The sequence below is a fragment of the Pectobacterium araliae genome (genome assembly GCF_037076465.1).
GTDB classification, from domain to species: domain Bacteria; phylum Pseudomonadota; class Gammaproteobacteria; order Enterobacterales; family Enterobacteriaceae; genus Pectobacterium; species Pectobacterium araliae.
Window position 1 is genome coordinate 3,820,932 of record NZ_AP028908.1, and the last position, 26,806, is coordinate 3,847,737.

A 26,806-nucleotide genomic window follows, 5' to 3' on the forward strand; every position below is an offset into this window, starting at 1 on the left:
TTCGGCATCGGTTAATAAAATTCTGCTTTTATATTCCTTCTTACTTTCTTCATCGATTCCTGGCGTCTCAATTGAGAGAGCAAGGCATTCATACGTGGTAAAACATGAAATAGGTACGTTTTAAAACCATCACAGAAATAGTTTTTATTCGGTCGCCCATCGCTGGAAATTTCAAACCGATGCTTCGGGCAGCCGCCATGACAAACTGCTTTCACTTCACAGTTCAGGCAATCTTTGCTGATGTTTTTTCGCTTATTTTCGCCAAAGGCGAGGTTTTGCGGCGAATTCACCAGCGACGCCAGATCGTCCTGATTAATATTGCCGAGCTTATTTTCGGGATAAACAAAATGGTCGCAGGAATACACGTCGCCATTCGCTTCAACAATCAGGTTGCCGCCGCAGGTTTCATTGATGATGCAGGCGCTAAGCTGCCCGGTCATTTTGGTCAGCGTTTGTTCGAAGTTCATGACAAACACATTGCCCAAATCGTGCTGAACCCAATGGTCAAAGATCGTATTCAGGAAGCGGCCATACGCTTTGGCGGGCACTGACCACTCCGTCACACTGCACTGGCCTGAAAAATCCGGTTGAATCAGCACCAGTCCGTTGTCATCCGGCTGAGCCGCGCGGCGCTCCACCAGCGGAATGAACTGCATGTAGCGGCTGCCGATGCGTTTAAGAAACTGGTAGACATCCAGCGGGCGTTTCACGTTTTCCGCATTCACCACCGTCAGGGTATTAAACTCGACCCGATGACGTTTCAGCGCCTCCAGCCCCTTCATCACGTCATCAAAGGTGCTTTTCCCTGCCCGCGTGAGGCGATGCGCATCATTGCTGATGCGGTCACCGTCAATCGATAATCCCACCAGGAACTGGTTTTCTTTCAGGAAGCGCGCCCAGTCGTCATCAATATTGGTGCCATTGGTCTGAAAGAAATTATTGATCTGCTTGGTGCCACGGTATTGGTTCTGCAGCCGCACCGCTTCACGGAAGAAATCGATGCCCAACAGCGTCGGTTCACCCCCTTGCCACGGGAAATCAACAACGGGTGCCTGCTGGCTACTGATGTTCTTTCGCACATAGTTTTCCAGCGTGTCACCATCCATCTTCCAGCGACTTTTGCGTTCGGGGTACAGATGTTCCTTCTCCAGATAAAAACAGTATGAGCAATCGATATTGCACACGGATCCTGAAGGCTTGGCCATCAACTGAAAATTGGCAATAGATTGACTCATTGGCACCTCGACTTAACTTATCGGTTACGCCAGCGCGATGACCGTCTCTCCGGCCTGCTGCTGACGTGCAGCGCCAAGGCTGAATACGCGATATTCTTCCGCATTCGTAATAACCATTGGCGTCACGGTATCGTAGCCCGCCTTCTGGCTCGCCTCCAGATCAAACTCCAGCAGCAGTTGGCCTTTTTTCACCTTGTCGCCTTCCGCAACGTGCATCTGCTTCCGCAACGTGCATCTGATAGTGCTGGCGATCCCAGTTGCTCCGCTGTCGCCGGAGCTTCTTTCAGTGGCTGAGCATTTGTGTTTTGGTGTGATACTGGCGAACGTGTTGGCGCTGGCGTTTTCTCAGCAGGGGCTACGGGATCGTCGAACCCAACAATGACCGTCAGCACAAAACTCACCGCGAAAGCGATGGCACAGCCGATGAGGAACCCGACAACCCCTTCTCCGTAGAAAATCGGCAACGTCAGTAAACCGGGCATCCCCATGGAAACCGCCGAACTTTTCGCATAGCCAACGATAGCGCCCCCAATAGCCGCAGCGATTACCGCGCAGATAAACGGTTTTTTCAGCTTCAGCGTCACACCGTACACACCGGGCTCTGTGATACCAAACAGCGACGCGATAAAGGTACTACCTGCCAACGCTTTGAGTTTTTTATCTTTGGTACGCACCATGACGCCCAGCAGTGTGGAGATTGAACCAAAAGCGCGGTACACCTTCGGCACTCGATTCCCGATAACCACCTGCAACTGCCCTGAAGCATTGATGACCGTAATGACACCTTCCAGTGCTTCCAGTGCAGTCATATCGACGTTGCCATGGTCAACAATCTTAAAGCGCAAGCGTGTTGCACAATGCACCAGAGTAGAAACGTTGGTTTCCCCTCCGACTAACTCCAGAATATTTTCAGCGAGCTTTGCTATTCATAATAACTTCCCGTTTCCTCAATGGAGGCAACTGCCCAATACACGTCATCCCGCTTGTTGTACGCAGTCCAACTGGAAAATAAGCAAAAAAAACCTGGATAAAGCGGCGTGCTATACGCTGCTTTATCCAGGTCTCGCCCAGAAAATTCTGGTGACGTCCTTTCCTGTTTTCTAATAAGTTAACGTGAAGAAAGCTATCTCTACGTTTTATTCTGTGAAAACAGCCACTAAACTTTTGCTAATCAGGCGAAGCCGCCTGATCCACGACGTGATAAGAGCACAATGGCGCATCTTGGAAGATGCGCCATCGGCAAATTTACGGTTTTCCCTGCTTCTTCAGCCAAGCTTCCATTTGGTCGATCTCCGGCTGCTGGGCTTTGATAATCTCTTCCGCCAGCTTGCGCAACTCAGGATCTTTACCGTACTGCAATTCCGTTTTCGCCATATCAATCGCGCCGCGGTGATGCGCAATCATCCCTTTGGCGAAGGCAATATCAGGATCGCTAGACTTCAGCCCTTCCATCATCTCACTATGCATCGCATCCATCCCTTTCCTATACACCTGTTGGGACGACGACGCGTCGTTTGCAGAACCATGGCCGCTATGCGCACTGTCGGCCGCAAACGAGAGAAACGGAACCAGCAACGCTGCCGTTAATAACAAATGGACTTTCTTCATCACAACCCCTCAATCAGTCACAGTACGTTTTGAGGGTAGACGTTCCAGTAAGGGGAAGGTCAAGGGAAGATTCAAACCTCCTCGACCAGACGCATGCAGACACGATTACGCCCCTGCGCCTTCGCTTTATACAGTTGCTCGTCCGCCAGCCCGATCAGATCATAAATATTACCGCCCTCATACTGGGCAAACACGGCAACACCAATACTGGTCGTAAAATGGATTTCCCGCCCATCGGGCTGCGTAAGTGGGGTTAATTCCGTCAGACGCCGTAACGCTTCAGCCATAGCTTCAGACTGCTCAACCGTTAGGTCATAAGCTGCAATCACGAACTCTTCTCCACCCCAGCGGCAAAGAACATCGTTCGGACGAATAGTAGCACTCAGCATACGGGCAAAGCTGGCGATCAGTTCATCACCGCAGGCATGCCCATAGGTATCATTAACCTGCTTAAAATAATCGATATCCAGAAATAGCAGCGTTAATTGGCGCTTTTTCTTATTCATCAGCATGCCCTGCTTTCCGTTCAGCATGCTGAGGAAAGCACGGCGATTGAAGGTATTGGTAAGTGCATCCTTCAGGCTGTTGCTTTCAATAATTTTAATCAGCCTCCGGTTCATCGAGACAAAATGAGAGACGCTTAACATCGCCATAATTAACATCGCAATATTCAGCCGCGCCGTGGTGAGAAACGAATTAATGTACGCTTCAGAATTTGAATTAATGAGTATACCGACCTGATTAATATAGAGATAATTCAGTATTACTCCGGTGATTGCACAGAGCAACGACATTACTGGGAAAGAGTAGTTGAATGCACACAGCGTGAGCGGAATAACAGATAGCGTAATCAGGCTGGCATCCAGAAAAAATAGGCTCACCAAGAGGAAAATAATAAAAACGAGAAAAGGAAAAACATTATCTCTGACATGCTTAGGACATAGCGGAATATTCCGCAACGCCCGCAGAATGTCTTTACCCCGCAAGAAAAAGAACGCGAGGATAATGCCGGTTCCCAGTTGCTCACTGAACCAGTCCATAAACTCGTCATAGCGGTTACCCGTATCGTAGATATAGGCATAAAACCCATATGCCACACCGGATGACAAGGCACCTAAAAACGTCGAGGCAAAAATAATATAGACGTAATATTTGCTGAATTTTTCAAAGGTGGACCACTTTCCGGTAAACCGACACATCAGGCAAAAGGCGCACCAGGCGGTTACCACAAAGACCATATTACACAGGCACAATAGCACCTTGGTTTTTAACGGTGAGCTATTGTCCATCAGTAACGCCGCTAACAGCATCGCGACATAACTCACCAAAAAACCCATACAGATAGAGAGTGTCTTACTTTTTATCGTCCCTTTTCTGGCCCTGAAGCTAACCATGAGACAAAAAACTAAAATATTAGCGGGCCAAAATAGCGATAGCTCATCCAGCACGCGAAATCGAAATCCCATACAACTCACGATGAGGGTAATCAGAAATAAAAACGGCATGAATTTTTTAGTTTTCAACATCAAATCTTTATTCATCAGCCCTTTGCCGCCCGCTACCCGATAGATCCACCCGCTTCACCTACGGGAGGATAGCATTAATCATTTCCCTACTCAGCACGATGCTTCAGGGAAAAATAAAAAAACCACCGGGCTGATGGACTGCTTGTTCGCAGCACATCAGTCCGATGGTCTTGGCGCATTTATTTCAGATCTCTCGCGGACTCCTGGATAATGTGTTATTCCGCAGAGGTTCGCTTGCCATCAGGCTTTTGCGGTTGAGTCAGCCGCTTTTCAAAGCTGTCGTTGTACTGTTTCTTCTGCTCTGACGTCAGAACATTATAAATTTTGTTTTGGGTTTCCAGCCCATTAAGCATTCTGGCCTTGTGTGCCGCGTCCGCTTTATCCAACTGCGCCTGCGCTTTTGCGGCATCAAACGTCTCTGAGGCGACCAGGCTATGCATGTCACGACGATCGTCCTGCATCGCTTTATGCATTTTCTCGCGTGAATCCTTAATGATGTCTTTAATTTGCTGTTTCTGCGCTTCCGTCAAATTCAGCTCTTTAAACATCGTATCCGGCCCCATCATGCCACGGTGCTCACGACCCTCTTTCATCATCATTTTGTGTTCTGAGGCCGGGCCTTTCGGTGCGTCATTAGCATGCGCGAGACCTGCCGCGCCCAATGCCAAAGAAGAAGCAACCAGCATTGCAGTGAGTTTACGCATATTCTATTCCTCTCTTTGAATTAACGTGTCGACGGCGAGTGCCGTGCTACGAGAGGAAGTATAGGCTCGACACCTTCAGTTAATTAGAGCAAGGGTAAATCTCTGCAAGCATCAGCTCCACATTTACGGCAATTATGGAGAATAAGGAGGAATTGTGTAAGAAAGCGGAAGTATTGCGTTAATAAAGCGCCGCGCTGCAATCGTGCGACTTTACCCCTGATGCTTTTTTACAGCACCGCGGCCACTAGCTAAAAAGTGCCAGCAGTGCGATTACCGCAGTGAACGCCTAAAGGCCGTAGCCTCTTGTGCCAACACATCAAGATGGGCATAAATAACTTTCATTTTCTGAATCAACGGATTTCGCTCTGGAGAGCTATCCATCGTGCTCAACTGCGCAGAGAGTTTTTCAATCTGCGCACAAAGGTAGGCATCACGCTCTTTCGCCTGAAGCAATTGCTGATGAAGGGAGTGATGTTCCTGTCGCCACGTCTGTTGCTGACGCTGCACGCTTTGTTCTAACGCCTGAAGCGCGCTATCCAGCCGATATTCCAACTCTTCCACCCGCATAACGATACCTTTGCCCAATAAACTCGCGGATTATAATGTCACACGCCCCCGACAACAAACACTCCAGCGCACGATCCCTTGTCTGCACACACTTATCCCTATGGTTAGCAATGACATCAATCACAATAAACAAACATAAATTTCACAACTCCCTCAATTACCGCTAGATTGAACACCATGACTCATCAGACCAGTTAACGTCACCGGAGGGTGCAATGACTGCCTACCCCACGCTGCTTGCCCCACTCGATCTTGGCTTCACCACGTTAAAGAACCGCGTAGTGATGGGATCCATGCATACCGGTCTGGAAGAACACCCAAACGGCACAGAAAGGCTGGCAGCATTTTACCGCGAGCGGGCACTGGGCGGCGTAGGTTTGATTGTTACAGGCGGTATTGCGCCAAACGCAAAGGGAGCCGTCGCCAGGGGGGACGCGACCCTACATGACGAGGCACAGCTTGCGCATCATCAGATACTTACGCAGGCGGTACACGAGGCCGGCGGGAAAATCGCGCTGCAAATTCTCCACGCCGGACGCTACAGCTATCAGCCCGATCCGGTTGCGCCATCCGCCATTCAGGCACCAATTAACCGCTTTGCGCCACGGGCAATGAGTACGCAGGATATTGTGCAAACCATCAACGACTTTGCTCGTTGCGCCCTGCTGGCGCAGCAGGCAGGTTACGATGGCGTGGAAATCATGGGCTCGGAAGGCTATCTGATTAATCAGTTTCTGGTGGCGCGCACAAATCATCGTGACGATGAATGGGGCGGTGATTTTCAACGCCGCTGCCGCTTTGCACTTGAGATTGTCCGTGCCATTCGGGAGCAAACAGGGCCTGACTTCATCCTGATTTACCGTTTATCCATGCTCGATCTGATAGAAGAAGGTTCAAGCTGGCAGGAAATTGTGCAACTGGCGCAGGCCATTGAGCAAGCGGGGGCGACGCTCATTAATACGGGTATCGGCTGGCATGAAGCACGCATTCCAACCATTGCGACGCTGGTGCCACGGGGTGCCTTCGGCTGGGTGACGCAGAAGCTGATGGGGAAAGTCCGTATCCCGCTAATTACCACCAATCGCATCAACGATCCCGGCGTGGCGGAACAGTTGCTGGCCGAGGGCTGTGCCGACATGGTATCGATGGCGCGCCCTTTTCTCGCCGATGCGGAACTGGTGGCAAAAGCGCAGTCGGGACGCGCCGATGAAATCAATACCTGCATCGGCTGCAATCAGGCCTGCCTCGATCAGATTTTCGCTGGTAAGGTCACTTCTTGTCTGGTTAACCCACGCGCCTGCCACGAAACTGAACTCCCTATCAAGCTTGCGCGAGTCAGTAAACGCTTTGCGGTGGTCGGCGCAGGGCCTGCTGGCATGGCCTTTGCCGTCAACGCCGCCACACGCGGCCATCAAGTCACGCTGTTTGAATCATCTTCCTATATCGGTGGACAGTTCAATATTGCCAAACAGATACCGGGCAAAGCGGAATTTTATGAAACGCTGCGCTACTACCGTCGGCAGCTCGAATTGCTTGGCGTCACGCTGCGTCTAAGTACGCAGGCAGCCGCCGCCGATTTACTCGGTTTTGATGACGTGATTCTGGCCTGTGGCATCATGCCGCGAACCCCTGCGATTGCAGGTATCGATCACCCAAGCGTACTGAGCTATCTGGACGTACTGCGCGACAAAAAGCCCGTCGGCAAGCGAGTGGCTATTATCGGCGCAGGCGGCATCGGATTTGATACCGCGCACTATCTGCTTAGCGATAGCCGCTTTCTTAACGAGCATCATCGTCTTAATACGCATGCCTCTCCGGCGGAACAAGTTGATTTCTATACGCAATGGGGTATCGATACACAGTTGCAACACCGGGGTGGCCTGCTGCCCCATCACTCTGGCGAACTTCCCCATCAACGGGACATTACCTTATTACAGCGAAAATCCGGCAAGCCCGGTGAAAATCTGGGGAAAACGACAGGCTGGATACATCGCACTACGCTGCTACGCCACGGGGTGGCAATGCTGGGCGGTGTGGAATATCGCCATATTGATGATGAAGGGCTGCATATTATCCACGACCAGCAACGACGCTGTTTGCCCGTGGATAACATCATTATCTGTGCAGGTCAGGAACCCAACCGTAAGCTGTATGACCCTTTACTGGCTGCTGGATGTCATGTTCACTTAATTGGCGGCGCCGATGTGGCACAAGAGTTGGACGCTCGCCGGGCGATCGATCAGGCTACCCGGCTGGCGTTAACGTTATAGCGTAGACACATTCAGGTTAGCGAGACGATCCCGTTTTAACCGCACGCAGTACAGCGAACTTCGTGTTGCTGGCAAGGGTTTCACAGTTACCGAATAGACGCTTCAGCTTGTGGAAGTAATCCAGATGACGATTACCCACAATACGCAGTTCTCCGCCAACCTGAAGGCAGCGTCTGGCATCCATAAACATCTGCCAGGCGATTTCGTCCGTCACCGCCTGCTGCTGGTGGAATGGCGGGTTACACAGCACCGCCTGCAACGTATCGCGCTTAACGCGCACCAATCCGTTATTCACCACGAAGCTACAGCGCTCAATATCCTGCGGGCAATTGGCCTCAACGTTCATCTGGCTCGATGTCACCGCCATATAGGATTCATCGAAGAAACCGACAGTAGCTTCCGGGTTAGCTTTCAACGCGGCCAGCCCAATGACACCATTGCCGCAGCCGAGATCGATAATCTTACCGTCTAGTTGTTCCGGCAAATGCTGCATAAAGAAACGTGCGCCGATATCTAACCCATTACGCGAATACACGTTCGCATGGTTTTGGATGCGATAACCGTAGCCGTCCAGCTCCCACTCGGTAATAAGTGGCTGCTCACTAACTTTCAGATCCGCCCACTCACAGTGAACCAAACGCGCCTTTTTCCAGGCTAATGAGGTTTTCGTCGGCCCCATTACGCGCTCAAACAGTTGCAGCGTCGAGGTATGAATATCCTTCGCCTTTGCTCCGGCAATGATGCGCGTTTGCGGCGTGACGACCTTGCGCAACATTCTCAGTTGGTGTTCCAGCAGCGCGATCGTTTTAGGTATTTTAATCACCACCAGCGCAGGCGCAGCGGGTAGATCCGCCATACTATCCAACAGCGTTACCACATCGGCATCATAACCGTTCAGTTCCAGGTTATGTCGCGTCGCCAGTTGGCTAAGATAAGAGTCACTGATACTAACGGGCGATTGTGCCTGTAAACCGCAGGCCAGCGCACCAAATGTATCATTGAAAATCAGGCGCGGGCCCGGCGCGATTTCCATGTTGGCCAGTTCACGCAGCAGATATTCATCTGCGGCATCCCACGCCTGTAGCGCCGAGTTTTCAGCGACCTGAGGGTAACGCACCAACGTCAGGTTGCACGTTTCCAATTCGAGTTGGCTCATTAGCCTCTCCTGCATCATAAAATTTGCGCTGTTTATCCCTTAAAATAGCCCATCAGTAAATGCTTTTCTCTGCCAGAACGGGAAATGATCGACGTTACCTTGTCATTTCACCGTGATAATCTGCGTAGTCATGCATGAATGCCTTCAGGATACCAAACGCTTATGATTCGCTTCGCTATTGTAGGAACCAGTTGGATCACCCGTCAGTTTGTGGATGCCGCCCATGAAACTGGCAAGCTGAAGCTCACCGCCATCTATTCCCGAACGGCAGAAAAAGCGCAGCCGTTTCAAGCCGATTACATGGTGGATACGCTATTTGATTCACTGGACGCCATGGCGAAATCCAACCTTATCGACGCCGTATATTTGGCCAGCCCTAACTCACTGCACTGCGAACAAACCCTGCTTTTCCTGAGCCACGGCAAGCACGTCATCTGCGAAAAACCACTGGCTTCCAACCGCTATGAAGTCGAACAAATGATCGCCTGCGCCAGAGAAAACCAGGTCGTGCTGTTTGAAGCGTTCAAAACCGCCAGCCTGCCTAATTTCGGCGTGATACAGCAGGCACTGCCGAAAGTCGGCAGATTGCGTAAAGTGGTGCTGAATTACTGCCAGTATTCTTCACGCTACCCGCGCTATTTGGCAGGCGAGAACCCGAACACGTTCAATCCAGCGTTCTCCAACGGTTCCATTATGGATATCGGCTACTACTGTCTGGCCTTCGCCGTGGCACTGTGGGGAGAACCTTGCACCACGCAGGCTAGCGCGACGTTGTTGGAAAGCGGCGTGGATGCGCATGGCAGCATCATCCTGAATTACGGCGACTTCGATGTGACCATCATTCATTCCAAAGTCAGCCACTCTGCCATCCCCAGTGAGATTCAGGGGGAAGACGGCTCGCTGGTGATTGAAAAAGTCTCCGAATGTCATAACGTGAAATTCATCCCGCGTGAAGGCAAACAGTTGGATCTCAGCCAGCCGCAGCATATCAACAGCATGTTGTACGAAGCCGAAGTTTTTGCCGCATTGGTGAACGACAACGATATTAACCATGCTGAACTGGCGCGCTCACGCACCGTCGCTGGGATGCTGACAGAAATACGCCGCCAAACCGGTGTCGTATTTCCAGCCGATGCCGCAGCGCCGGGAAATGCAGAATAAGACGGTGATGACGATTTGACCAAGATCATCTTTTCACCTATCTTCAGTCAGGCAAAGGGGAGTAACTTTTCCGCCAGCTAATCGTCATTACGGTGCGTTCCGCATCCGGTTACTGGGCAACGTTGATGAAAAGCGTCATTCTTAATGAAACAGCTTCATTAACGTTGTAAGTGAGACCTTGCCGGAAGGCGAGGTGCATTTGCAGCTTTAATCATGAGCGGCCAGCGTCCTTCCGATGTTGGCCGTTTTTGTTTCTATTTAAGGAGCTTGCTATGCACACCATTGGCACCCCCTGGTTATGGGGCAGCTTCGCTGCCATTGTTATTGTGATGCTGGTCATTGACCTGCTCTACCAAGGGCGCAAAGGGTCGACGGTAATGACGTTCAAACAGGCTGCCGTCTGGTCTATCATCTGGGTCACACTCTCTCTGCTGTTCAACGCCGGTTTCTGGTGGTATCTGGATGGCATGATGGGTCGCGAGGTCGCCAACGCCCAGTCGCTGGCGTTCCTGACCGGTTATTTGATCGAGAAAGCCCTCGCCGTCGATAACGTCTTCGTCTGGTTGATGCTCTTCGGCTACTTCGCTGTTCCCCCACAATACCAACGTCGCGTACTGATTTACGGCGTGCTGGGTGCCATCGTTCTCCGAACGCTGATGGTGTTTGGCGGCAGTTGGCTGGTCACACAGTTCCAATGGCTGCTCTATGTATTTGGCGCGTTTCTGCTGTTCACCGGTATTAAAATGGCGCTGGCTAAAGAGGGGGACGGAGCAATCGGTGACAAACCGCTGGTGCGCTGGCTGCGTAGTCATCTGCGCATGACGGACAGCATCGAGAATGAACGATTCTTCGTGCGCCGTAACGGCCTGCTGTATGCCACGCCGCTGTTTCTGGTGCTGATTATGGTTGAAATCAGTGACGTGATTTTCGCTGTCGACAGTATCCCGGCGATTTTCGCCGTCACGACCGATCCCTTTATCGTGCTGACATCAAACCTGTTTGCCATTTTGGGTCTACGTGCCATGTACTTCCTGCTGGCTGGCGTGGCTGAACGCTTCTCGCTGTTGAAATATGGCCTGGCCGTCATCCTGATTTTCATCGGTATCAAGATGTTGCTCATCGACATTTTTCATATTCCGGTGGCGATTTCTCTGGGCGTCGTCGCCAGTATTCTGGTCATCACCATGCTGATCAACGTCTGGGTGAACAAACGCGCCGAGCGTTAATCCTGTTCTCCCTCTCCGTAGAGTTATACGGGGTGACGGGGTGACGGGGTGACGGGGTGACGGACAAGGATGTCCGTCATAAAAAACCACATCAGCGCTTTTCTCAACAGCAAATTTTCATATACTGATACACACAAACACATTTAGTTACGGAAAGAAAAAACCACCCGGCGCACGCCAGAGGTGTCAGTCCGTGCACACAACCACTTAGCGGAACGGTTACACCGTCAAAAATATGGAAACTCAACAGTCTCGTTTTTTGCAGTACATTACCCGCGGCAGTCTGGTCCAACAGATTCTTCTGGGACTTGTAGCCGGTATCATTCTGGCTTCGTTGTCCACACAAGCCGCATTGGCTGCCGGTTTATTGGGTACGCTGTTCGTCGGTGCCTTAAAAGCCGTCGCGCCCATTCTGGTATTAGTGCTGGTCATGGCTTCTATCGCCAACCACCAGCAGGGGCAGAAAACCAATATTCGCCCGATCTTGTTTCTTTATCTCATCGGTACTTTCTCCGCCGCGCTGATTGCCGTGGTGCTAAGCGTCATTTTCCCTTCTACGCTGGCACTCAACGCGCAGGCAACTGACATCACACCGCCTTCAGGCATTGTCGAAGTGCTGGAAGGGCTGTTGATGAGCATCATCGCTAACCCGATTCACGCACTGCTGAATGCGAACTATATCGGTATTCTGGTCTGGGCCGTGGGACTGGGCATTGCGTTCCGTCACGGTTCGGACAGCACCAAGAGCATGATTAATGATGCCTCCAATGCGGTTACCATGATTGTACGCGTGGTGATTCGTTTCGCACCGCTGGGGATTTTCGGTCTGGTCGCCTCAACGCTGGCGGAAACCGGCTTCGGTGCACTGTGGGGTTATGCCCATCTGTTGATGGTGCTGATCGGTGGCATGTTGCTGGTCGCGCTGGTGGTCAACCCATTGATCGTTTACTGGAAGATTCGCAGTAACCCTTACCCGCTGGTGCTGCGCTGCCTGCGTGAGAGCGGCGTGACCGCCTTCTTTACTCGCAGCTCCGCCGCCAACATTCCGGTGAATATGGAGCTGTGCCGCAAGCTGAATCTAGATGAAGACACTTACTCTGTCGCTATTCCACTGGGTGCCACCATCAATATGGCAGGCGCGGCGATTACCATCACCGTGCTGACGCTGGCCGCCGCACATACGTTGGGCATTCAGATCGACGTACCGACAGCACTGCTGCTTAGCGTCGTGGCCTCACTGTGTGCCTGTGGCGCATCGGGCGTCGCGGGTGGTTCGCTGCTGCTGATTCCGCTGGCATGTAGCATGTTTGGAATTTCCAACGATATCGCCATGCAGGTGGTCGCGGTGGGCTTCATCATCGGCGTCTTGCAGGACTCGGCAGAAACCGCCGTCAATTCTTCAACGGATGTGATGTTTATCGCCGCCGTGTGTCACGCGGAAGATGCCAAGCTGGCGGAAAAAGAGCGTCTGAATTCGCTGTAATCTATTCAGGGCTTGATTATACGCCGTTCGCTTAAAAACGAGCGGCGTTAACGTGATGAGAAACACCTGAAATTACGCTTTCTTCTCCGCGCTAAAAGGATCGATGCCGCGCTGCTGCATACGCCAGAAGCGGATGATGTTAAAGCCATTCATCAGCAAAAAACTGCCTTCTATTAGCGATCCGCCAATCGAACCCAACCAGATATTATGTGCAACCCAGCAAGCGGTTGAGCACCACATCACGCAGCGCGTCGTCAGCCCAGAAGTACGGAACAGCGCCCAGGTACTGGCGACCGTGCCTACTATCGGCAGCAGTTCCATTGCATGTTTCATGCCTGATAAACCAAATACGAGCGTTAATGCAATAAAGACAAACATCACGATGATGTTGTGTGTTTTGAGTGAAATGAGCGTACGTGCCGAGTTCAACAAGGCGCTGGCACCCGCCGCATTTGCCCCCATCAGGAAGAAATGCAAACCAATGACGGCGCTGTATGCCGAGAGCTGTATTTTGAATTTTTGATCGTTACGGTTGAAAAACATGGTAATGCCGACGACAAACGCCAGTACACCGACAGACTGGGCAATCCAATACTGTGTCATGATCCCTGCCTCTAAAAAGTTGTGGCGAAAAAAAACGGCACCATTATGAAAATGAAACGCCGTTTTATTTTAATTGGAGTGGATAAGATTTACAACGTCACGCCGCTCTTAAATATGGCCAATTCACGGAAATCGTTCACTTCATTCCTCGTGCGCTTACCGTCAGCAATCTCGACAATCAGCGCTACGAACTGGCTCAGCAGTTCATCCATCGGCATGTCGTGGATCAGACGCCCCGCATCGAAATCAATCCAATGTGGTTTCTTCTTCGCCAGCTCACTATTGGTCGCTAGTTTTACGGTAGGAACAAATCCACCGTAAGGCGTACCACGTCCGGTACTGAACAGCACCATATGACAACCCGCTCCCGCCAGCGCGCTGGTTGCGACGGCATCATTCCCCGGTGCACTGAGCAGATTGAGCCCCGGTGTATGTAAGCGCTCGCCATATTTCAGCACGTCGACCACTTTGCTCTGTCCGGCTTTTTGCGTACAACCCAGTGATTTCTCTTCCAGTGTGGTGATCCCGCCCGCTTTGTTACCCGGCGATGGGTTCTCGTAAATCGGCTGGTTGTGCGCAATAAAGTACTGTTTGAAGTCATTCACCATGTGCACCGTTTTCTCAAACGTCGCTTCATCACGGCAACGGCTCATCAGAATACGTTCCGCACCGAACATTTCCGGCACTTCAGTCAGCACCGTCGTGCCGCCATTAGCAATCAGATAGTCGGAGAAACGGCCTAGCAGCGGGTTGGCCGTAATACCAGACAATCCATCGGAGCCGCCACATTCCAGACCAAACTTCAGTTCGCTCAGCTTACCCGGCTCGCGTTTGTCATGACGCATCGCCTCATACAGCGTATGCAGACGCTCCAAACCGGCTTCAACTTCATCGTCCTGCTGCTGGCACACCATGAACGTCACGCGATCGGAATCAAAATCACCCAGCGTAGTGCGGAACGCATCAACCTGATTGTTCTCACAACCCAGACCGATCACTAGCACCGCCCCCGCATTCGGATGACGCACCATGTTTTGCAGCATCGTGCGGGTGTTCTCATGATCCTGACCCAGCTGTGAACAGCCGAAAGTATGGCTGAACAGGTAAACGCCGTCGATACCTTCCGCATCGTTGGTTTCTTTCAGGAAACGCTGCTGAATCTGGCGAGCAATCCCGTTTACACAGCCGACGGTTGGCAGAATCCATAACTCATTACGGATACCGACATCGCCATTTTTGCGACGGTAGAGTTGTACCTCACGATCGCCCATCTGTACAGGCAGTTCGAGAAATTCAGGTTGGTACTGGTATTCATCCAGATCGCTCAGATTAGTCTTCGCATTCTGGGAGTGAATATGTTCTCCGGGAGCGATGGTTTCCAGCGCATGGCCGATCGGCAGGCCATACTTGGTAATCATTTCTCCCGGTGCGATGGTTTCCAGCGCGAACTTATGTCCGCGCACGACAGGTTGCTGAAGTGTCACCGTATGGCTATCCACCGACACCGTTTCACCTTGCTCAACATCACGCAAGGCAACAGCCACATTGTCCAGAGAATGAATTTTTATAATACTTTGCATGGATAACCCTTCTTGCTGATTAGCAATAACCTTCCACGGCTGCGCGCATACCGCGTTCAACGATGGTTTGTAACTGTTCTGTCACCTGTGCAGCAAGCCCAGGAACCTGCGTTAAATCCTGTTCCCAATGGTCCGCATCGCGCAGCACAACATTCACCAACTCAGCCAGACTGACGGTGTTCTCTTTTACGCCCGCCCATAGTGAGGAATAACGTTCCAACCAATGTGCGTCGTCCTGCAACGGATAGGTTTGCAACGCATTGCCTTCACCGCTACGCTCACCGCGATAGAAGGCAATCAGGGCAGCCAGCGCAAACGTCAAACGCGCAGGTAGCTCACCGTGACGCTCACGGTAGGTCAGCAGTTGCGGCAGAATACGGGTGCGGAATTTAGTCATACTATTCAGCGAGATAGATAACAGTTGATGCTGAATAAACGGGTTACGGAAGCGGCTTAGCACGGCCTGAGCAAATGAGGTCAGTTCGTCATGCGGTAAATCCAGTACCGGCACAATCTCTTCGGCAATGGTCTTTTCCACGAATTTGCCAATCAGCGCATCATTCATCGATTCGCCAACAGTATCCAGACCCGCCAGGAACGCGACCGGCACCAACGCGGTGTGAGCACCGTTGAGAATTGCCACTTTACGTTCTTTGTACGGCTTGATGTCATCAACGATACGAACGTTCAAATCCAGCTTGTTCAGACGCAATTCTTCCGCCAGCCACTGTGGCCCCTGAATCACGAACAGGTAGAAGTGTTCCGCTGTGTCCCAGAACGTATCCTTGTAACCCATCTCCTGTTCTAACGCCTCAACTTCAGCACGCGGGTAACCCGTCACAATACGGTCGACCAGCGTCGAGCAGAAGGTGTTGTGATCGTTCAGCCAGGCGGTAAACGTTGGCGTCAGTTCCCACTGTGCGGCATAACGCAGCACCAGCTCTTTCAGCGCCACACCGTTGTAATCAATCAGTTCGCACGGCAGCAGTACCCAGCCTTTGTCTGCCGCACCGTCAAAATGACAGAAGCGCTCATACAGCAGACGCGTTAATTTCGCAGGGAAACTGACTGGCGGCGCATCGCTCAGGCGGTCTTCCGCGTGGTAGCTGATACCCGCTTCGGTGGTATTGGAGAAGACGAAGCGGATGTTCGGATCGTGCGCTAACGCCAGATAGTCATCGAACTGACGGTATACGTTGATTTCACGGTTTACCGAACGGATCAGACGTGATTCGCGAACGGCTTCACCTTGCTCATTCAGGCCACGGATAATGGTGGTGTACAGCCCATCCTGAGTGTCCAGCGCGGGCGGGAAATCGGAATCGATCGGGCGCACAATGACAATACCCGCATCCAAATCGGTGTGCTCATTCAGCAGATCCAACTGCCAGTCAACAAAGGCACGCAGGAAGTTACCTTCACCAAACTGGATAACACGATCCGGGTGTTGACGACCAGGGAAATTACGACGATTTAACGTTTGCATTAACAGGCTACCTTAAGACAAAAGACCGAGACACACAGAGTCGCGGCGTAAGCCCCTTCGGGAACCTTACTGCCGCGCCTCTCGTGCAATTCACACCTTACGACGCGGTGGAATTACAGCTCGATGGCAAAATAGTTTTTAGCGTTATCGAAACTGATGTTTTTCACCATTTCGCCCAGCAAAGGAAGATCGGCTGGCGCTTCGCCATCTTCCACCCAGCGGCCAATCATTTGGCACAGAATGCGGCGGAAATATTCATGGCGGGTATAAGACAGGAAGCTACGGCTATCGGTCAGCATACCGACAAAGCGGCTCAGCAAACCAAGCTGTGCCAGCTGTGTCATCTGGCGTTGCATACCGTCTTTCTGATCGTTAAACCACCAGCCAGAACCGAACTGCATCTTGCCCGGCATCCCTTCGCCCTGGAAGTTGCCGATCATGGTACCGAGCACTTCGTTATCGCGCGGGTTCAGGCAGTAAAGGATGGTTTTCGGCAGCAGGTTTTCTTCATTCTGTTTGCTGAGCAGGCGAGACAGTTCCTGAGCCAGCGGACGGTCATTGATGGAGTCGAAGCCCACATCCGGCCCCAGCAGCTTGAACTGACGCAGGTTGTTGTTACGCAGTGCACCAATGTGGTACTGCTGAACCCAGCCGCGGCGGGCATATTCCGCACCCAGCCAGACCAGAACGCCGGTCTTGAACTGTGCCACTTCATGTTCACTCAGCGTTTCGCCCGCAAGACGACGCGCCAGAATTTTATCCAGCGTTGCCTCATCCGCCTCGGCAAACATCACCACATCCAGCGCATGGTCAGACACTTTACAGCCATGTGCCGCGAAGTGATCCAGACGCTTGGTCAATGCCGTTTGCAGATCGCTGAAACGACGAATGTCGGTGTCAGAAACCTCACCCAGCTTCGCCATATAGTCATTGAAAGTTGCCAGATCAATGTTGAACGCTTTGTCGGGGCGCCAGCTCGGCAGCACTTTGATGGAGAAGCTTGAATCCTGAGCAACGGCTTTATGGTGGCGCAGATCGTCAATCGGATCGTCTGTCGTCCCCACCATTTTCACGTTCATCTGTTGCATGATGCCGCGCGCGGTAAAGTCATCGCGTTCCAACATCGCATTACAACGATCCCAAATGTCTTTTGCCGTACTCGGTGACAGCAGCGTACCAGTGACGCCGAACGGACGACGCAGTTCCAGGTGTGTCCAGTGGTAAAGCGGATTGCCTATGGTGTGTGGCACGGTAGCGGCCCAGGCTTCAAATTTTTCCCAATCGCTGGCATCGCCCGTACACAAACGCTCAGGCACGCCGTTAGTACGCATCGCACGCCACTTATAGTGATCGCCCTTCAACCAGATGTCATACAAATTTTTAAAGCGATAATTTTCCGCGATCTGCTCAGGCGGTAAATGACAGTGGTAGTCAAATATCGGTTGGTCGACGGCATACTCATGATAAAGGCGACGGGCAAATTCAGTGTCTAACAGAAAATCTTCACTCAGAAACTGGGGCATGTTTTCTTCCTTACCGTGCTTCTTGTGCACCAAATGGGTTGGTCGTTAAAAGATATCACACCAATTATGCGCAATATCTCACAGCATTTGTGAGGTCATGATCGCAAAAATGTAACAAAGCAGTACAATAACGCAGCACTTAAGGCCTTATACCGCCTCACTCTCTCGGTTTAAACGAGGAATTTGTTATTCCATATAAAAATAATGGTTTTGTGATATCACTCAACTTTTAAAGTTGTATGACAAATTATTGTAGCGCTGCCTTAAGCAGGGATTCAATCGCTATCTCACAAAGAGAAGGGGTTTCCTGTTCAGCACAACAAAAAAACGTGTCGCATTACATCACAAGACACCTCACACCGTGACGCTACTCAAGAGCCACCACTGTGTTTTTTATTGATCGGAGAGAAAGTTAAATGCGTAAAATCAAAGGATTACGCTGGTACATGATCGGCCTAGTGACCGTTGGTACCGTGCTGGGATATCTGACGCGTAATGCAATTTCTGTCGCTGCCCCGACGCTACAGGATCAATTGCATATCACCACACAGCAGTATTCTTACATCGTGGCTGCCTATTCAGCTTGTTATACCATTATGCAGCCCATCGCCGGTTACGTACTGGATTTGCTCGGCACAAAAATCGGCTATGCCGTGTTTGCGATCCTGTGGGCTGTCTTCTGCATGGGAACCGCACTGGCAAACAGCTGGGGGGGATTAGCGATCGCCCGTGGCGCGGTCGGTATGGCAGAAGCCGCAATGATCCCTGCAGGCCTGAAAGCCAGTAGCGAGTGGTTCCCGGCAAAAGAGCGTTCTATCGCCGTCGGTTACTTCAACGTGGGGTCGTCTATCGGTGCAATGGTCGCACCACCATTAGTGGTGTGGGCCATTGTGGCGCACAGTTGGGAGATGGCCTTTATCATTACTGGTGCACTGAGCCTGGTCTGGGCCATCTGCTGGATCGCTTTCTACAAGCATCCAAAAGATCAGAAAAAACTCAGCGACGAAGAGCGCGACTACATTCTTAATGGGCAGGAAGCACAGCACCAAACCAATAACGCGAAAAAAATGTCTACCTGGCAGATCCTGCGTAACCGCCAATTCTGGGGTATCGCGCTGCCGCGTTTCCTGGCTGAACCTGCGTGGGGAACCTTCAACGCGTGGATCCCGCTGTTCATGTTTAAAGCCTACGGCTTCAACCTGAAAGAAATTGCCATGTTCGCCTGGATGCCAATGCTGTTCGCCGATATCGGCTGCATCCTAGGTGGATACCTGCCGATGCTGTTTCAGAAGCATTTCAAAGTGAACCTGATCGTGTCTCGCAAGCTGGTTGTCACCATGGGTGCGATACTGATGATTGCTCCGGGGATGATCGGGTTGTTCTCCAGCCCTTATGTCGCCATCGCCCTACTGTGCGTCGGTGGCTTCGCACACCAGTCACTGTCCGGCGCACTGATTACGCTGTCATCCGACGTATTTGGCCGTAATGAAGTGGCCACGGCAAACGGTTTGACGGGTATGGCAGCCTGGATGGCAAGTACCCTATTTGCACTGGTGGTCGGCGCGCTGGCTGATACGCTGGGCTTCAGCCCGCTGTTTGCCGCACTGGCGGTCTTTGATCTCTTGGGCGCCGTCGTCATCTGGACGGTGTTGAAAAACCAACCCGCATCAGAAGTCGCCGCGGCCGCTGAAACATTGAAAGAAGCTAACCAGCACTGATAATCCCTGCATGATCCTAACTCATCCGGTATGATCTGATACCGGTTGAGCCGCCTCTCCCCGATAACACACTGCGATAACTGTGACCACAATATTGGTTACTGCTATTATTAAGTGGTATAACAAATCATCCCTCAAAGATTAACGAGATAGACACTCAGGCCCTGACGTGGCACATGGACCGTCATCTATCGAGAGTAGACATCATCATGGCACTCACTGAACCCAGACGGCTATACCAGCAATTAGCCGCAGAATTAAAACAGCGTATCGAAAGCGGTATATATCAGGTCGGCGAAAAATTACCGGCAGAACGTTATATTTCTGAAGAAATGAACGTCAGCCGCACCGTAGTACGTGAAGCTATCATCATGCTGGAAGTCGAAGGATACGTTGAAGTACGCAAAGGTTCAGGTATTCACGTTATTTCCAACCAGCAGAAGAACCCGCTCATTAATAGTAGCGATATTGAATTCGTTGCGGCCGGCCCATTTGAGCTACTTCAGGCTCGTCAGCTTATTGAAAGTAACATTGCTGAATTTGCGGCCACGCAGGTGACCCGTCAGGACATCATCCAACTGATGGAAATTCAGGAATATGCGCGTCAGGAAGATCGTTTCCGTGATTCTCAGTGGGATCTCAAATTCCACGTCCAGGTTGCGCTGGCTACGCAAAACTCCGCGATGGCAACCATCGTAGAAAAAATGTGGAGCCAGCGGGTTCATAATCCCTACTGGCGTAAATTGCATGAGCACATCGACGACAAGTCGATTGAAAGCTGGTGCGAAGAGCACGACCGCATCCTTAAAGCGCTGATGCGCAAAGATCCATACGCCGCAAAACTGGCAATGTGGCAACATCTGGAAAATACTAAACAGATGCTGTTTCGCGCCACAACGGATGATTTCGAGTTTAACGTCGATCGTTACATGTTCGCCGAAAACCCCGTCGTTCATCTCGACCAGATACACACCGGTAAACCCTAAAACACTTTTTGCCCCTTGCTTTGAACGAGGGGTAATATTTTTGAACCTGCGAGAAAAGGTCAGAAAACGTTGATTTCTGTCAGCGAGTGTAAAATATCGTAGAAACCCTCACTCTTCTTCGAAAAATCCCCCTAAATCGCCGCGGTTGTCGTAATATTTCCCTGTCTCAATAACACCTATTTTGTTACAGTTAACGCGTCTTTCTTACGCTTAATCCATCGCTTCGGGCGTAAAATCTGCCAAGGGCAAACAATCCCTAAGCCGCCTGTTTATCAGGTTCGCAGCAAGAAGTGAGCATCAAGCCAGACACCAGCGGCACTATCGGGCGGAAGAAAACAGCGATCGCCAAAACTATAACCCTGTGCCCGATATACCCTAAATAATTCGAGTTTCAGGCAGGCGGCAAGAGAAGGACAAATTCGTCGGGAACGAATTTGACCAGCCAACGCACATGCGACTTGAAGTATGACGGGTATAAAACTGTATTCACTCTTATCATGTCCAGAAGCGTGCGTGATTGTCGCCAAGGCTAAAATGTAACAGCAGTATTAGGAATACCGGATGGAATTAATCAAAGAACTGTTAAACGCACTCTGGCATCAGGATTTCGATATTTTAGCCGACCCGAAGCTGGTATGGACCATCTACATATTACTGTTCCTAATTATCTTTCTGGAAAATGGCCTGCTCCCAGCCGCTTTCCTGCCCGGCGATAGCCTGCTCATTTTGGTCGGCGTCCTCGTCGCCAAAGGGACGATGAATTACCCTTTTACGATATTTCTCCTGACAACGGCCGCTAGCCTCGGCTGTTGGGCCAGCTATATCCAAGGGAAATGGCTTGGCAATACGGGCGTGGTTCAGGGCTGGCTATCACATTTGCCCGCGCACTATCACCAACGCGCCCACCAACTCTTCCACCGTCATGGTCTGTCCGCGCTGTTAATTGGCCGCTTTCTGGCTTTTGTCAGAACGTTACTCCCTACCATCGCCGGCTTGTCTGGCCTGAATAACGCGCGTTTTCAGTTCTTTAACTGGATGAGCGGGTTCTTGTGGGTATTTATTCTGGTTACGCTGGGCTTCGCCTTAGGGAAAACAACGGTCTTCCTGAAATATGAAGACGAGTTGATGCTCTGCCTGATGATGCTGCCGCTGGTGCTGCTGTTTATTGGCCTGTTTGGATCGCTTTTTGTCCTGTGGCGTAAAAAGCGTGACACTAAAGCAGATAATGCAGCAAAAGGGAGCTAATCGTGTCACGTCACTGGCTATTCCCTAAGTTTTCCCCCAGGAAAGTAGGTCGCATACTGCTCTTACTTGCCCTGCCACTGATTGCCTTAACGCAGTCCCAATCAGTGCGTCTTTCCCAAGACGATGCTATGCTACATATCAAACCTTATGGCGGTGCCGCATTGCCAGATGGCTTTTACGTGTATCAGCGCCTCAATGAAAAAGGGATAGCGATCAAAAGTATTACGCCAGAACAAGATAGCCTGATCGTTCGTCTTGCTTCACCAGAACAGAGTATCGCAGCCAGAGATGTCCTGCGTTTGTCTCTCCCTAAAGTCACCATTACTGCGCAGCAAGTGACAACCCCGCCCCCCTTCTGGCAGCAGAAACTGACACAGAAACAATCCAAACTGGGGTGACGACTATGACATTATTTCCATCGAAACTATCTCCATCCATTATTGCCTTATCTGTCCTGCTTTCCGGTCATGCGCTGGCTAATACCGCCAGTCAGGTAGAGACCTGTCAGCAGAAAGCGCAAGATATTCAGCGCCAAATCGATGAAGCGCGTAAACACGGTAATCAGAACCGCATTAGTGGATTAGAGAAGGCACTGGACGGCGTGAAAACCCACTGCACGGATGTTGGGTTAGCAGAGAAACGTCAGGAAACCATTGCGAAAAAACGCAAAGACGTCGTTGAACGGCAGCAAGAACTGAATGAAAGCCGCCAGAAAGGGGATGACGCCGACAAGATCCTCAAGCGCGAAAGAAAGCTGGCTGAAGCCGAGCAGGAATTACGCGCCGCGGAACGTGCCTCATCGCAATAACCCATCAATAGATTGCCCTGATAAAACACACAGCAACTGTTCATTTTGTATTCAAAAACCAAATCACTAAAATTTACAGCGCGTTATCAGAATTGTCCGTACCCATTTAGGGCGGCATAAATTTCAGCTTCAGCTATAGTTAACGTTCAGGTTTATAACATGAAGGGTTATTAATATGGCTAAAGATCAAAATTCTGAGTACCTACGCGCCGAATTGAAATCACTAGCGGACACACTGGAAGAAGTATTAAGCACCTCCAGCGATAAATCTAAAGCAGAACTCGACAAACTGCGTAGTAAGGCAGAGAGCGCACTGAAAGAAACCCGTAGTCGCCTGAGCGATACGGGTGAGCGCATCGCATCCCACACCAAAGAAGCGGTTGAATCAGCGGATGACTATGTGCGTCAGAATCCATGGACCGGTGTCGGCATTGGTGCAGCAGTCGGCGTCGTGCTTGGCGTTCTGCTGTCTCGTCGCTAATTTAGCGGATTGCTATGACGGATAAATCACAACAAGGCCCCGCAAGCGGGGTCATGGCTTCTGCTCAGCGCATCATCTCCATTATTGTCAGCATGGTGGAAAGCCGCGTCCGATTGGCTGTAATTGAATTAGAGGAAGAGAAAGCCAATCTAATTCAGTTGCTGATCATGGTCGGCTTGACGCTGCTTTTTGCCACTTTTGGCATTATGAGCCTGATTGCGCTGATCATCTGGGGCATCGACCCACAATATCGTCTCTTTGCGTTGGGATGTATTACCGCCACATTGCTTGGGCTGGCGCTGATAGGCGGCATATGGACACTCCTAAAAGTACGTCGTTCTACCTTGCTCAAAGCAACGCGTAAGGAGCTGGCGACCGACAGATCGCTGTTGGAGGAAGAGACCAAGTGAATCAGCACCAACAGCGAGACAGAGAAAAAGCCCAGCTACTGCGCCAGATACAACAGCAGCGGCTGGATTTATCGGCAGGTAAGAAGCACTGGCTGAATACCACAGCCCGTTACGATCGCGGCTGGCAAAGCCTGATGCAGTGGCGTAAATACTGGATCGTAGGTTCCAGCCTCGTGGCACTCTATGGTGTGCGCCATCCCAGCCGCATGATTCGCTGGGGACGCCGCCTCGTCGGGCTTTGGGGGACATTCCGACTCGTACGCAAAACATTTGACCAACGCCCGTAACGCTCTCTGTTTCATCGATTATTTGCCTTCCCTATTAGACACTTCTCATCTCACTTTTTGCCTAACGCGCTCACGTTTTTACAGCGCGTTCTTGCCTAATTAACTGAACATCAATTTTTCTGAAATAAAGCAACAATTATACTCGCTGGCAGCGCAAATCATCTCTCTATACTATCTGCCCATAACCTGATGGCGGGCAACGTTTTCAGATAACACCTGCTACAACAAACACAATAGGGTCGTATAGCCCACAACAAAATCAATTGGAGAGATGATGAAAAATTTAGAAAGCACTGCACTGCTGGTTGCTCGTATCTTAATGCCGATTCTGTTTATCGTTGCAGGTTACGGTAAGCTGGGTGATGCCTATGCAGGCACACAACAATACATGCAGGCGATGGGCGTACCGACCTTCCTGCTGCCGCTGACCATTCTGCTGGAACTGGGTGGTGGTTTGGCGGTTCTGTTCGGGCTGCTGACGCGTACTGTCGCGCTGGCCACTGCGGGCTTTACACTGCTGACTGCACTGCTTTTCCACTCTAACTTTGCGGAAGGCATGAACCAACTGATGTTCATGAAAAACCTGACCATCGCTGGTGGTTACCTCCTGCTGGCTGTCACTGGCCCAGGCGCATTCAGCATCGACCGCCTGCTGGGCAAAAAGTGGTAAGGCGAACCTTTTCCGGTTTGTACTACACTTAATCATCAAATAATGAATGAGACGGCAAGCACACAAAGCTTGCCGTCGTTTTATCATCACTCACGGGAGGATTTATGGGACAACTGGTTGACGGCGTATGGCACGATACCTGGTATGAAACCAAATCTACCGGCGGTCACTTTAAACGTTCAGAATCTGTATTCCGTAATTGGGTAACGCCTGATGGCTCTCCCGGCCTCACTGGCAAAGGCGGCTTTCCCGCTCAGTCTGGCCGTTATCACTTGTATGTTTCACTCGCCTGTCCGTGGGCACATCGCACACTATTAATGCGACAGTTGAAAGGGTTAGCAGATCACATCGCCGTTTCGGTGGTTCATCCGCTCATGCTCGATCATGGCTGGACGTTCGGTACCGATTTTGAGGCCACGACGGGTGACTCGCTCTATCAACACGAATTTCTCTACCAACTCTACCTTCATGCCAAACCAGACTACAGCGGTCGTGTGACGGTTCCCGTCCTGTGGGACACCGAGCAACACACGATCGTCAGTAACGAATCTGCCGATATCATCCGTATGCTGAACCGCGCTTTTGATGGTGTGGGCGCAACAGCCGGAGATTACTACCCAGAAGCGCGACGAGATCAGATTGATGAATTGAATGGCTGGATTTACGACAAGATCAACAACGGTGTTTACAAAGCGGGTTTTGCGACAAGCCAATCAGCCTATGATGAATCCGCCACGACCGTTTTCGCCGCGCTCTCCGATCTGGAAGCCATTCTGGCAAAACAGCGTTATCTGACTGGCGAACAGTTAACCGAGGCCGATCTGCGGCTGTGGACAACGTTGATCCGTTTCGATCCGGTCTATCACACGCATTTTAAATGCGATAAATATCGCCTGAGCGATTATCCGAATCTGTTCGGCTTTCTGCGTGATATTTATCAGATGCCCGGCATCGCCGATACCGTCGATATGGCGCACATTCGCCACCACTACTATCGCAGCCACAGTACGATTAATCCGCACGGTGTGATTTCTCTGGGTCCAGAGCAAGATTTAAACCAGCCTCATCAGCGTGATAAGACGTTTGTCGATTTACGCTAAACGGCAATGAATACAAAAGGCAAGATGTGGAACCACACCTTGCCGCAGAAAATGCAGAATTTAGGGCTGGTTCAGCAGTTTGGGAATTTCACGCAGGAACCAGGATTTCGCTTCGCCCATGCTGTCTCGCCGCCACGCCATAATAATCTGACTTTCCATCTGGTGTTCTGGCCCAATCACCAGTAAACGCCCTTCGGCAATATCCTGCGCGACCATCGGATACGGCATGGTTGCGACGCCTAATCCAGCCAGCAGCGCACGCCGTTTATCATCTAGCGAACTCACCGTCAAACGCTGCTGCTTATCCAATAGTTGTACTGTCAGCACCGGGCGTTCACGCGCGGTATCCGCCATAGCAATCCCACGATATTTCACTCGGGTCGCATCCGACAGCGGTTCAGGCTCCTGATGAATGGGATGCTCCGGGCTGGCGACATAAACGTTATTCATCGTGTACAGCTTACGGGTATTCATTTCGGAAGAGGCACGAAAATGCATGTCCGGCGCAATCACGATATCGGCACGCCCTTGTTCAAGACGTTCCCACGCCCCTGCCAGCACTTCAGTCAGAATCGATACCTGCGTATTTGCTTTGAGCGCCAGTTTATCGATCAAGGGAAAAATTCGCTGAGTTGGAATCAGGGCTTCGGTCACAATCGTCAGGTGCGTTTCCCAACCGCGAGCCAGCGCTTCCGCATCCGTGGTGAGTTTATCTGCGGCTTCCAGCAGAATACGCCCACGTTCCAACAACATTCGTCCGACATTCGTGAATTTAGTTCGATGCCCGGAACGATCGAACAACACCACATCTAATTCTTCTTCTAGTTTCTGCATGGTATAGCTCAGTGCCGAAGGCACCCTACCCAACTCGTCTGCCGCAGCGGCAAAGCTGCCACGACGATCGATCGCATCCATCACCCTCAAGGCTTCCAGCGTCAATGCTCGTTCTCTCGCCATCTTGGTACTCATTCAG

The 26,806-nt window shown here is 51.2% G+C and carries 25 protein-coding genes and 1 pseudogene; 14 read left to right on the forward strand and 12 right to left on the reverse strand.

Annotation, left to right across the window (positions count from 1 at the left end):
• Positions 1-11 precede the first annotated feature (11 nt).
• From AACH44_RS17350 to AACH44_RS17380, 6 genes and pseudogenes are all read right to left on the reverse strand, one after another.
• Positions 12-1,235 carry an anaerobic sulfatase maturase gene (locus AACH44_RS17350; RefSeq protein ID WP_261849451.1) on the reverse strand — a complete coding sequence of 408 codons (1,224 nt, stop codon included), beginning with the start codon at positions 1,233-1,235 and terminating at the stop codon, positions 12-14.
• Between the two features lie 24 nt (positions 1,236-1,259).
• Positions 1,260-2,165: pseudogene (locus tag AACH44_RS17360) on the reverse strand (PTS transporter subunit EIIB).
• A 315-nt stretch (positions 2,166-2,480) separates the two neighbouring features.
• Positions 2,481-2,843 (reverse strand): CopM family metallochaperone, encoded by a 363-nt coding sequence (gene copM / locus AACH44_RS17365; RefSeq protein WP_261849454.1) that lies wholly within the window; start codon positions 2,841-2,843, stop codon positions 2,481-2,483.
• Between the two features lie 71 nt (positions 2,844-2,914).
• The gene (locus AACH44_RS17370) at positions 2,915-4,384 is read right to left on the reverse strand and encodes a GGDEF domain-containing protein (protein WP_261849455.1); all 1,470 of its coding nucleotides are present in this window, start codon (positions 4,382-4,384) and stop codon (positions 2,915-2,917) included.
• A 200-nt stretch (positions 4,385-4,584) separates the two neighbouring features.
• Complete coding sequence (gene spy, locus AACH44_RS17375) at positions 4,585-5,073, reverse strand: ATP-independent periplasmic protein-refolding chaperone Spy (protein ID WP_261849456.1); 489 nt, start codon at positions 5,071-5,073, stop codon at positions 4,585-4,587.
• Positions 5,074-5,343: 270 nt separating this feature from the next.
• On the reverse strand, positions 5,344-5,640 hold the full coding sequence (locus AACH44_RS17380; protein WP_261849457.1) for a hypothetical protein: 297 nt from the start codon (positions 5,638-5,640) through the stop codon (positions 5,344-5,346).
• Between the two features lie 215 nt (positions 5,641-5,855).
• Between AACH44_RS17380 and AACH44_RS17385 the strand changes: the two genes are divergently transcribed.
• The gene (locus AACH44_RS17385) at positions 5,856-7,910 is read left to right on the forward strand and encodes an NADPH-dependent 2,4-dienoyl-CoA reductase (protein WP_338659355.1); all 2,055 of its coding nucleotides are present in this window, start codon (positions 5,856-5,858) and stop codon (positions 7,908-7,910) included.
• A gap of 16 nt (positions 7,911-7,926) precedes the next feature.
• On the opposite strand, the gene rlmG is transcribed toward AACH44_RS17385, so the two are convergent.
• Positions 7,927-9,066 (reverse strand): 23S rRNA (guanine(1835)-N(2))-methyltransferase RlmG, encoded by a 1,140-nt coding sequence (rlmG, locus tag AACH44_RS17390; RefSeq protein WP_261849459.1) that lies wholly within the window; start codon positions 9,064-9,066, stop codon positions 7,927-7,929.
• A 162-nt stretch (positions 9,067-9,228) separates the two neighbouring features.
• Between rlmG and AACH44_RS17395 the strand changes: the two genes are divergently transcribed.
• From AACH44_RS17395 to sstT, 3 genes are all read left to right on the forward strand, one after another.
• Positions 9,229-10,227 (forward strand): Gfo/Idh/MocA family protein, encoded by a 999-nt coding sequence (locus tag AACH44_RS17395; RefSeq protein ID WP_261849460.1) that lies wholly within the window; start codon positions 9,229-9,231, stop codon positions 10,225-10,227.
• Between the two features lie 272 nt (positions 10,228-10,499).
• The gene (locus tag AACH44_RS17400) at positions 10,500-11,453 is read left to right on the forward strand and encodes a TerC family protein (RefSeq protein WP_261849461.1); all 954 of its coding nucleotides are present in this window, start codon (positions 10,500-10,502) and stop codon (positions 11,451-11,453) included.
• 235 nt (positions 11,454-11,688) lie between these two features.
• Positions 11,689-12,936, forward strand: coding sequence for a serine/threonine transporter SstT (sstT, locus tag AACH44_RS17405; protein WP_261849462.1), 1,248 nt, complete (start codon positions 11,689-11,691; stop codon positions 12,934-12,936).
• 72 nt (positions 12,937-13,008) lie between these two features.
• On the opposite strand, the gene AACH44_RS17410 is transcribed toward sstT, so the two are convergent.
• The 4 genes from AACH44_RS17410 to uxaC form a co-directional block, all read right to left on the reverse strand.
• Entirely contained in the window at positions 13,009-13,539 is a 531-nt protein-coding gene (locus AACH44_RS17410) for a YgjV family protein (RefSeq protein ID WP_261849463.1), read from the reverse strand.
• An 89-nt stretch (positions 13,540-13,628) separates the two neighbouring features.
• Positions 13,629-15,119, reverse strand: coding sequence for a UxaA family hydrolase (locus tag AACH44_RS17415; RefSeq protein WP_261849464.1), 1,491 nt, complete (start codon positions 15,117-15,119; stop codon positions 13,629-13,631).
• 19 nt (positions 15,120-15,138) lie between these two features.
• Entirely contained in the window at positions 15,139-16,605 is a 1,467-nt protein-coding gene (locus AACH44_RS17420; protein WP_261849465.1) for a tagaturonate reductase, read from the reverse strand.
• A gap of 113 nt (positions 16,606-16,718) precedes the next feature.
• Positions 16,719-18,128 carry a glucuronate isomerase gene (gene uxaC, locus AACH44_RS17425; RefSeq protein WP_261849466.1) on the reverse strand — a complete coding sequence of 470 codons (1,410 nt, stop codon included), beginning with the start codon at positions 18,126-18,128 and terminating at the stop codon, positions 16,719-16,721.
• A gap of 416 nt (positions 18,129-18,544) precedes the next feature.
• Here uxaC and AACH44_RS17430 point away from each other — a divergent pair, with 416 nt between their 5' ends.
• The 10 genes from AACH44_RS17430 (at position 18,545) to AACH44_RS17475 (ending at position 25,833) form a co-directional block, all read left to right on the forward strand.
• Positions 18,545-19,846, forward strand: a complete 1,302-nt coding sequence (locus AACH44_RS17430; RefSeq protein ID WP_261849467.1) for an MFS transporter — start codon at positions 18,545-18,547, stop codon at positions 19,844-19,846.
• A 209-nt stretch (positions 19,847-20,055) separates the two neighbouring features.
• Entirely contained in the window at positions 20,056-20,832 is a 777-nt protein-coding gene (gene exuR, locus AACH44_RS17435) for a transcriptional regulator ExuR (RefSeq protein WP_261849468.1), read from the forward strand.
• 561 nt (positions 20,833-21,393) lie between these two features.
• A complete protein-coding gene (locus AACH44_RS17440; RefSeq protein WP_261849469.1) occupies positions 21,394-22,077 on the forward strand; it encodes a DedA family protein in 684 nt (227 codons plus the stop codon).
• A gap of 2 nt (positions 22,078-22,079) precedes the next feature.
• Positions 22,080-22,475, forward strand: coding sequence for an EnvZ/OmpR regulon moderator MzrA (mzrA, locus tag AACH44_RS17445; protein WP_261849470.1), 396 nt, complete (start codon positions 22,080-22,082; stop codon positions 22,473-22,475).
• A gap of 5 nt (positions 22,476-22,480) precedes the next feature.
• Positions 22,481-22,885, forward strand: coding sequence for a DUF1090 domain-containing protein (locus tag AACH44_RS17450; RefSeq protein WP_261849471.1), 405 nt, complete (start codon positions 22,481-22,483; stop codon positions 22,883-22,885).
• A gap of 175 nt (positions 22,886-23,060) precedes the next feature.
• The gene (locus AACH44_RS17455) at positions 23,061-23,366 is read left to right on the forward strand and encodes a DUF883 family protein (protein WP_261849472.1); all 306 of its coding nucleotides are present in this window, start codon (positions 23,061-23,063) and stop codon (positions 23,364-23,366) included.
• Positions 23,367-23,380: 14 nt separating this feature from the next.
• Positions 23,381-23,776, forward strand: coding sequence for a phage holin family protein (locus AACH44_RS17460; protein WP_261849473.1), 396 nt, complete (start codon positions 23,381-23,383; stop codon positions 23,774-23,776).
• Positions 23,773-24,063, forward strand: coding sequence for a YqjK-like family protein (locus AACH44_RS17465; RefSeq protein ID WP_261849474.1), 291 nt, complete (start codon positions 23,773-23,775; stop codon positions 24,061-24,063). The genes AACH44_RS17460 and AACH44_RS17465 overlap by 4 nt, the downstream gene beginning before the upstream one ends.
• A gap of 274 nt (positions 24,064-24,337) precedes the next feature.
• Positions 24,338-24,733, forward strand: coding sequence for a DoxX family protein (locus tag AACH44_RS17470; protein ID WP_261849500.1), 396 nt, complete (start codon positions 24,338-24,340; stop codon positions 24,731-24,733).
• A gap of 104 nt (positions 24,734-24,837) precedes the next feature.
• Positions 24,838-25,833, forward strand: coding sequence for a glutathione S-transferase family protein (locus AACH44_RS17475; protein ID WP_261849475.1), 996 nt, complete (start codon positions 24,838-24,840; stop codon positions 25,831-25,833).
• A gap of 60 nt (positions 25,834-25,893) precedes the next feature.
• Here the strand turns inward: AACH44_RS17475 and AACH44_RS17480 are convergent, their stop codons facing one another.
• Positions 25,894-26,790 (reverse strand): LysR family transcriptional regulator, encoded by an 897-nt coding sequence (locus AACH44_RS17480; RefSeq protein ID WP_039303041.1) that lies wholly within the window; start codon positions 26,788-26,790, stop codon positions 25,894-25,896.
• Positions 26,791-26,806 lie beyond the last annotated feature (16 nt).

What these genes read in the sequence shown, in the direction of transcription:
- AACH44_RS17470 (WP_261849500.1), top strand. Translation starts at nt 24,338, where the DNA reads ATGAAAAATTTAGAAAGCACTGCACTGCTGGTTGCTCGTATCTTAATG.
- AACH44_RS17415 (WP_261849464.1), bottom strand. Translation starts at nt 15,119, where the DNA reads ATGCAAAGTATTATAAAAATTCATTCTCTGGACAATGTGGCTGTTGCC.
- AACH44_RS17385 (WP_338659355.1), top strand. Translation starts at nt 5,856, where the DNA reads ATGACTGCCTACCCCACGCTGCTTGCCCCACTCGATCTTGGCTTCACC.
- AACH44_RS17430 (WP_261849467.1), top strand. Translation starts at nt 18,545, where the DNA reads ATGCGTAAAATCAAAGGATTACGCTGGTACATGATCGGCCTAGTGACC.
- AACH44_RS17450 (WP_261849471.1), top strand. Translation starts at nt 22,481, where the DNA reads ATGACATTATTTCCATCGAAACTATCTCCATCCATTATTGCCTTATCT.
- copM (WP_261849454.1), bottom strand. Translation starts at nt 2,843, where the DNA reads ATGAAGAAAGTCCATTTGTTATTAACGGCAGCGTTGCTGGTTCCGTTT.
- AACH44_RS17460 (WP_261849473.1), top strand. Translation starts at nt 23,381, where the DNA reads ATGACGGATAAATCACAACAAGGCCCCGCAAGCGGGGTCATGGCTTCT.
- AACH44_RS17480 (WP_039303041.1), bottom strand. Translation starts at nt 26,790, where the DNA reads ATGGCGAGAGAACGAGCATTGACGCTGGAAGCCTTGAGGGTGATGGAT.
- AACH44_RS17420 (WP_261849465.1), bottom strand. Translation starts at nt 16,605, where the DNA reads ATGCAAACGTTAAATCGTCGTAATTTCCCTGGTCGTCAACACCCGGAT.
- AACH44_RS17395 (WP_261849460.1), top strand. Translation starts at nt 9,229, where the DNA reads ATGATTCGCTTCGCTATTGTAGGAACCAGTTGGATCACCCGTCAGTTT.
- exuR (WP_261849468.1), top strand. Translation starts at nt 20,056, where the DNA reads ATGGCACTCACTGAACCCAGACGGCTATACCAGCAATTAGCCGCAGAA.
- AACH44_RS17380 (WP_261849457.1), bottom strand. Translation starts at nt 5,640, where the DNA reads ATGCGGGTGGAAGAGTTGGAATATCGGCTGGATAGCGCGCTTCAGGCG.
- AACH44_RS17370 (WP_261849455.1), bottom strand. Translation starts at nt 4,384, where the DNA reads ATGAATAAAGATTTGATGTTGAAAACTAAAAAATTCATGCCGTTTTTA.
- AACH44_RS17440 (WP_261849469.1), top strand. Translation starts at nt 21,394, where the DNA reads ATGGAATTAATCAAAGAACTGTTAAACGCACTCTGGCATCAGGATTTC.
- AACH44_RS17475 (WP_261849475.1), top strand. Translation starts at nt 24,838, where the DNA reads ATGGGACAACTGGTTGACGGCGTATGGCACGATACCTGGTATGAAACC.
- AACH44_RS17410 (WP_261849463.1), bottom strand. Translation starts at nt 13,539, where the DNA reads ATGACACAGTATTGGATTGCCCAGTCTGTCGGTGTACTGGCGTTTGTC.
- AACH44_RS17400 (WP_261849461.1), top strand. Translation starts at nt 10,500, where the DNA reads ATGCACACCATTGGCACCCCCTGGTTATGGGGCAGCTTCGCTGCCATT.
- spy (WP_261849456.1), bottom strand. Translation starts at nt 5,073, where the DNA reads ATGCGTAAACTCACTGCAATGCTGGTTGCTTCTTCTTTGGCATTGGGC.
- uxaC (WP_261849466.1), bottom strand. Translation starts at nt 18,128, where the DNA reads ATGCCCCAGTTTCTGAGTGAAGATTTTCTGTTAGACACTGAATTTGCC.
- rlmG (WP_261849459.1), bottom strand. Translation starts at nt 9,066, where the DNA reads ATGAGCCAACTCGAATTGGAAACGTGCAACCTGACGTTGGTGCGTTAC.
- AACH44_RS17455 (WP_261849472.1), top strand. Translation starts at nt 23,061, where the DNA reads ATGGCTAAAGATCAAAATTCTGAGTACCTACGCGCCGAATTGAAATCA.
- sstT (WP_261849462.1), top strand. Translation starts at nt 11,689, where the DNA reads ATGGAAACTCAACAGTCTCGTTTTTTGCAGTACATTACCCGCGGCAGT.
- AACH44_RS17350 (WP_261849451.1), bottom strand. Translation starts at nt 1,235, where the DNA reads ATGAGTCAATCTATTGCCAATTTTCAGTTGATGGCCAAGCCTTCAGGA.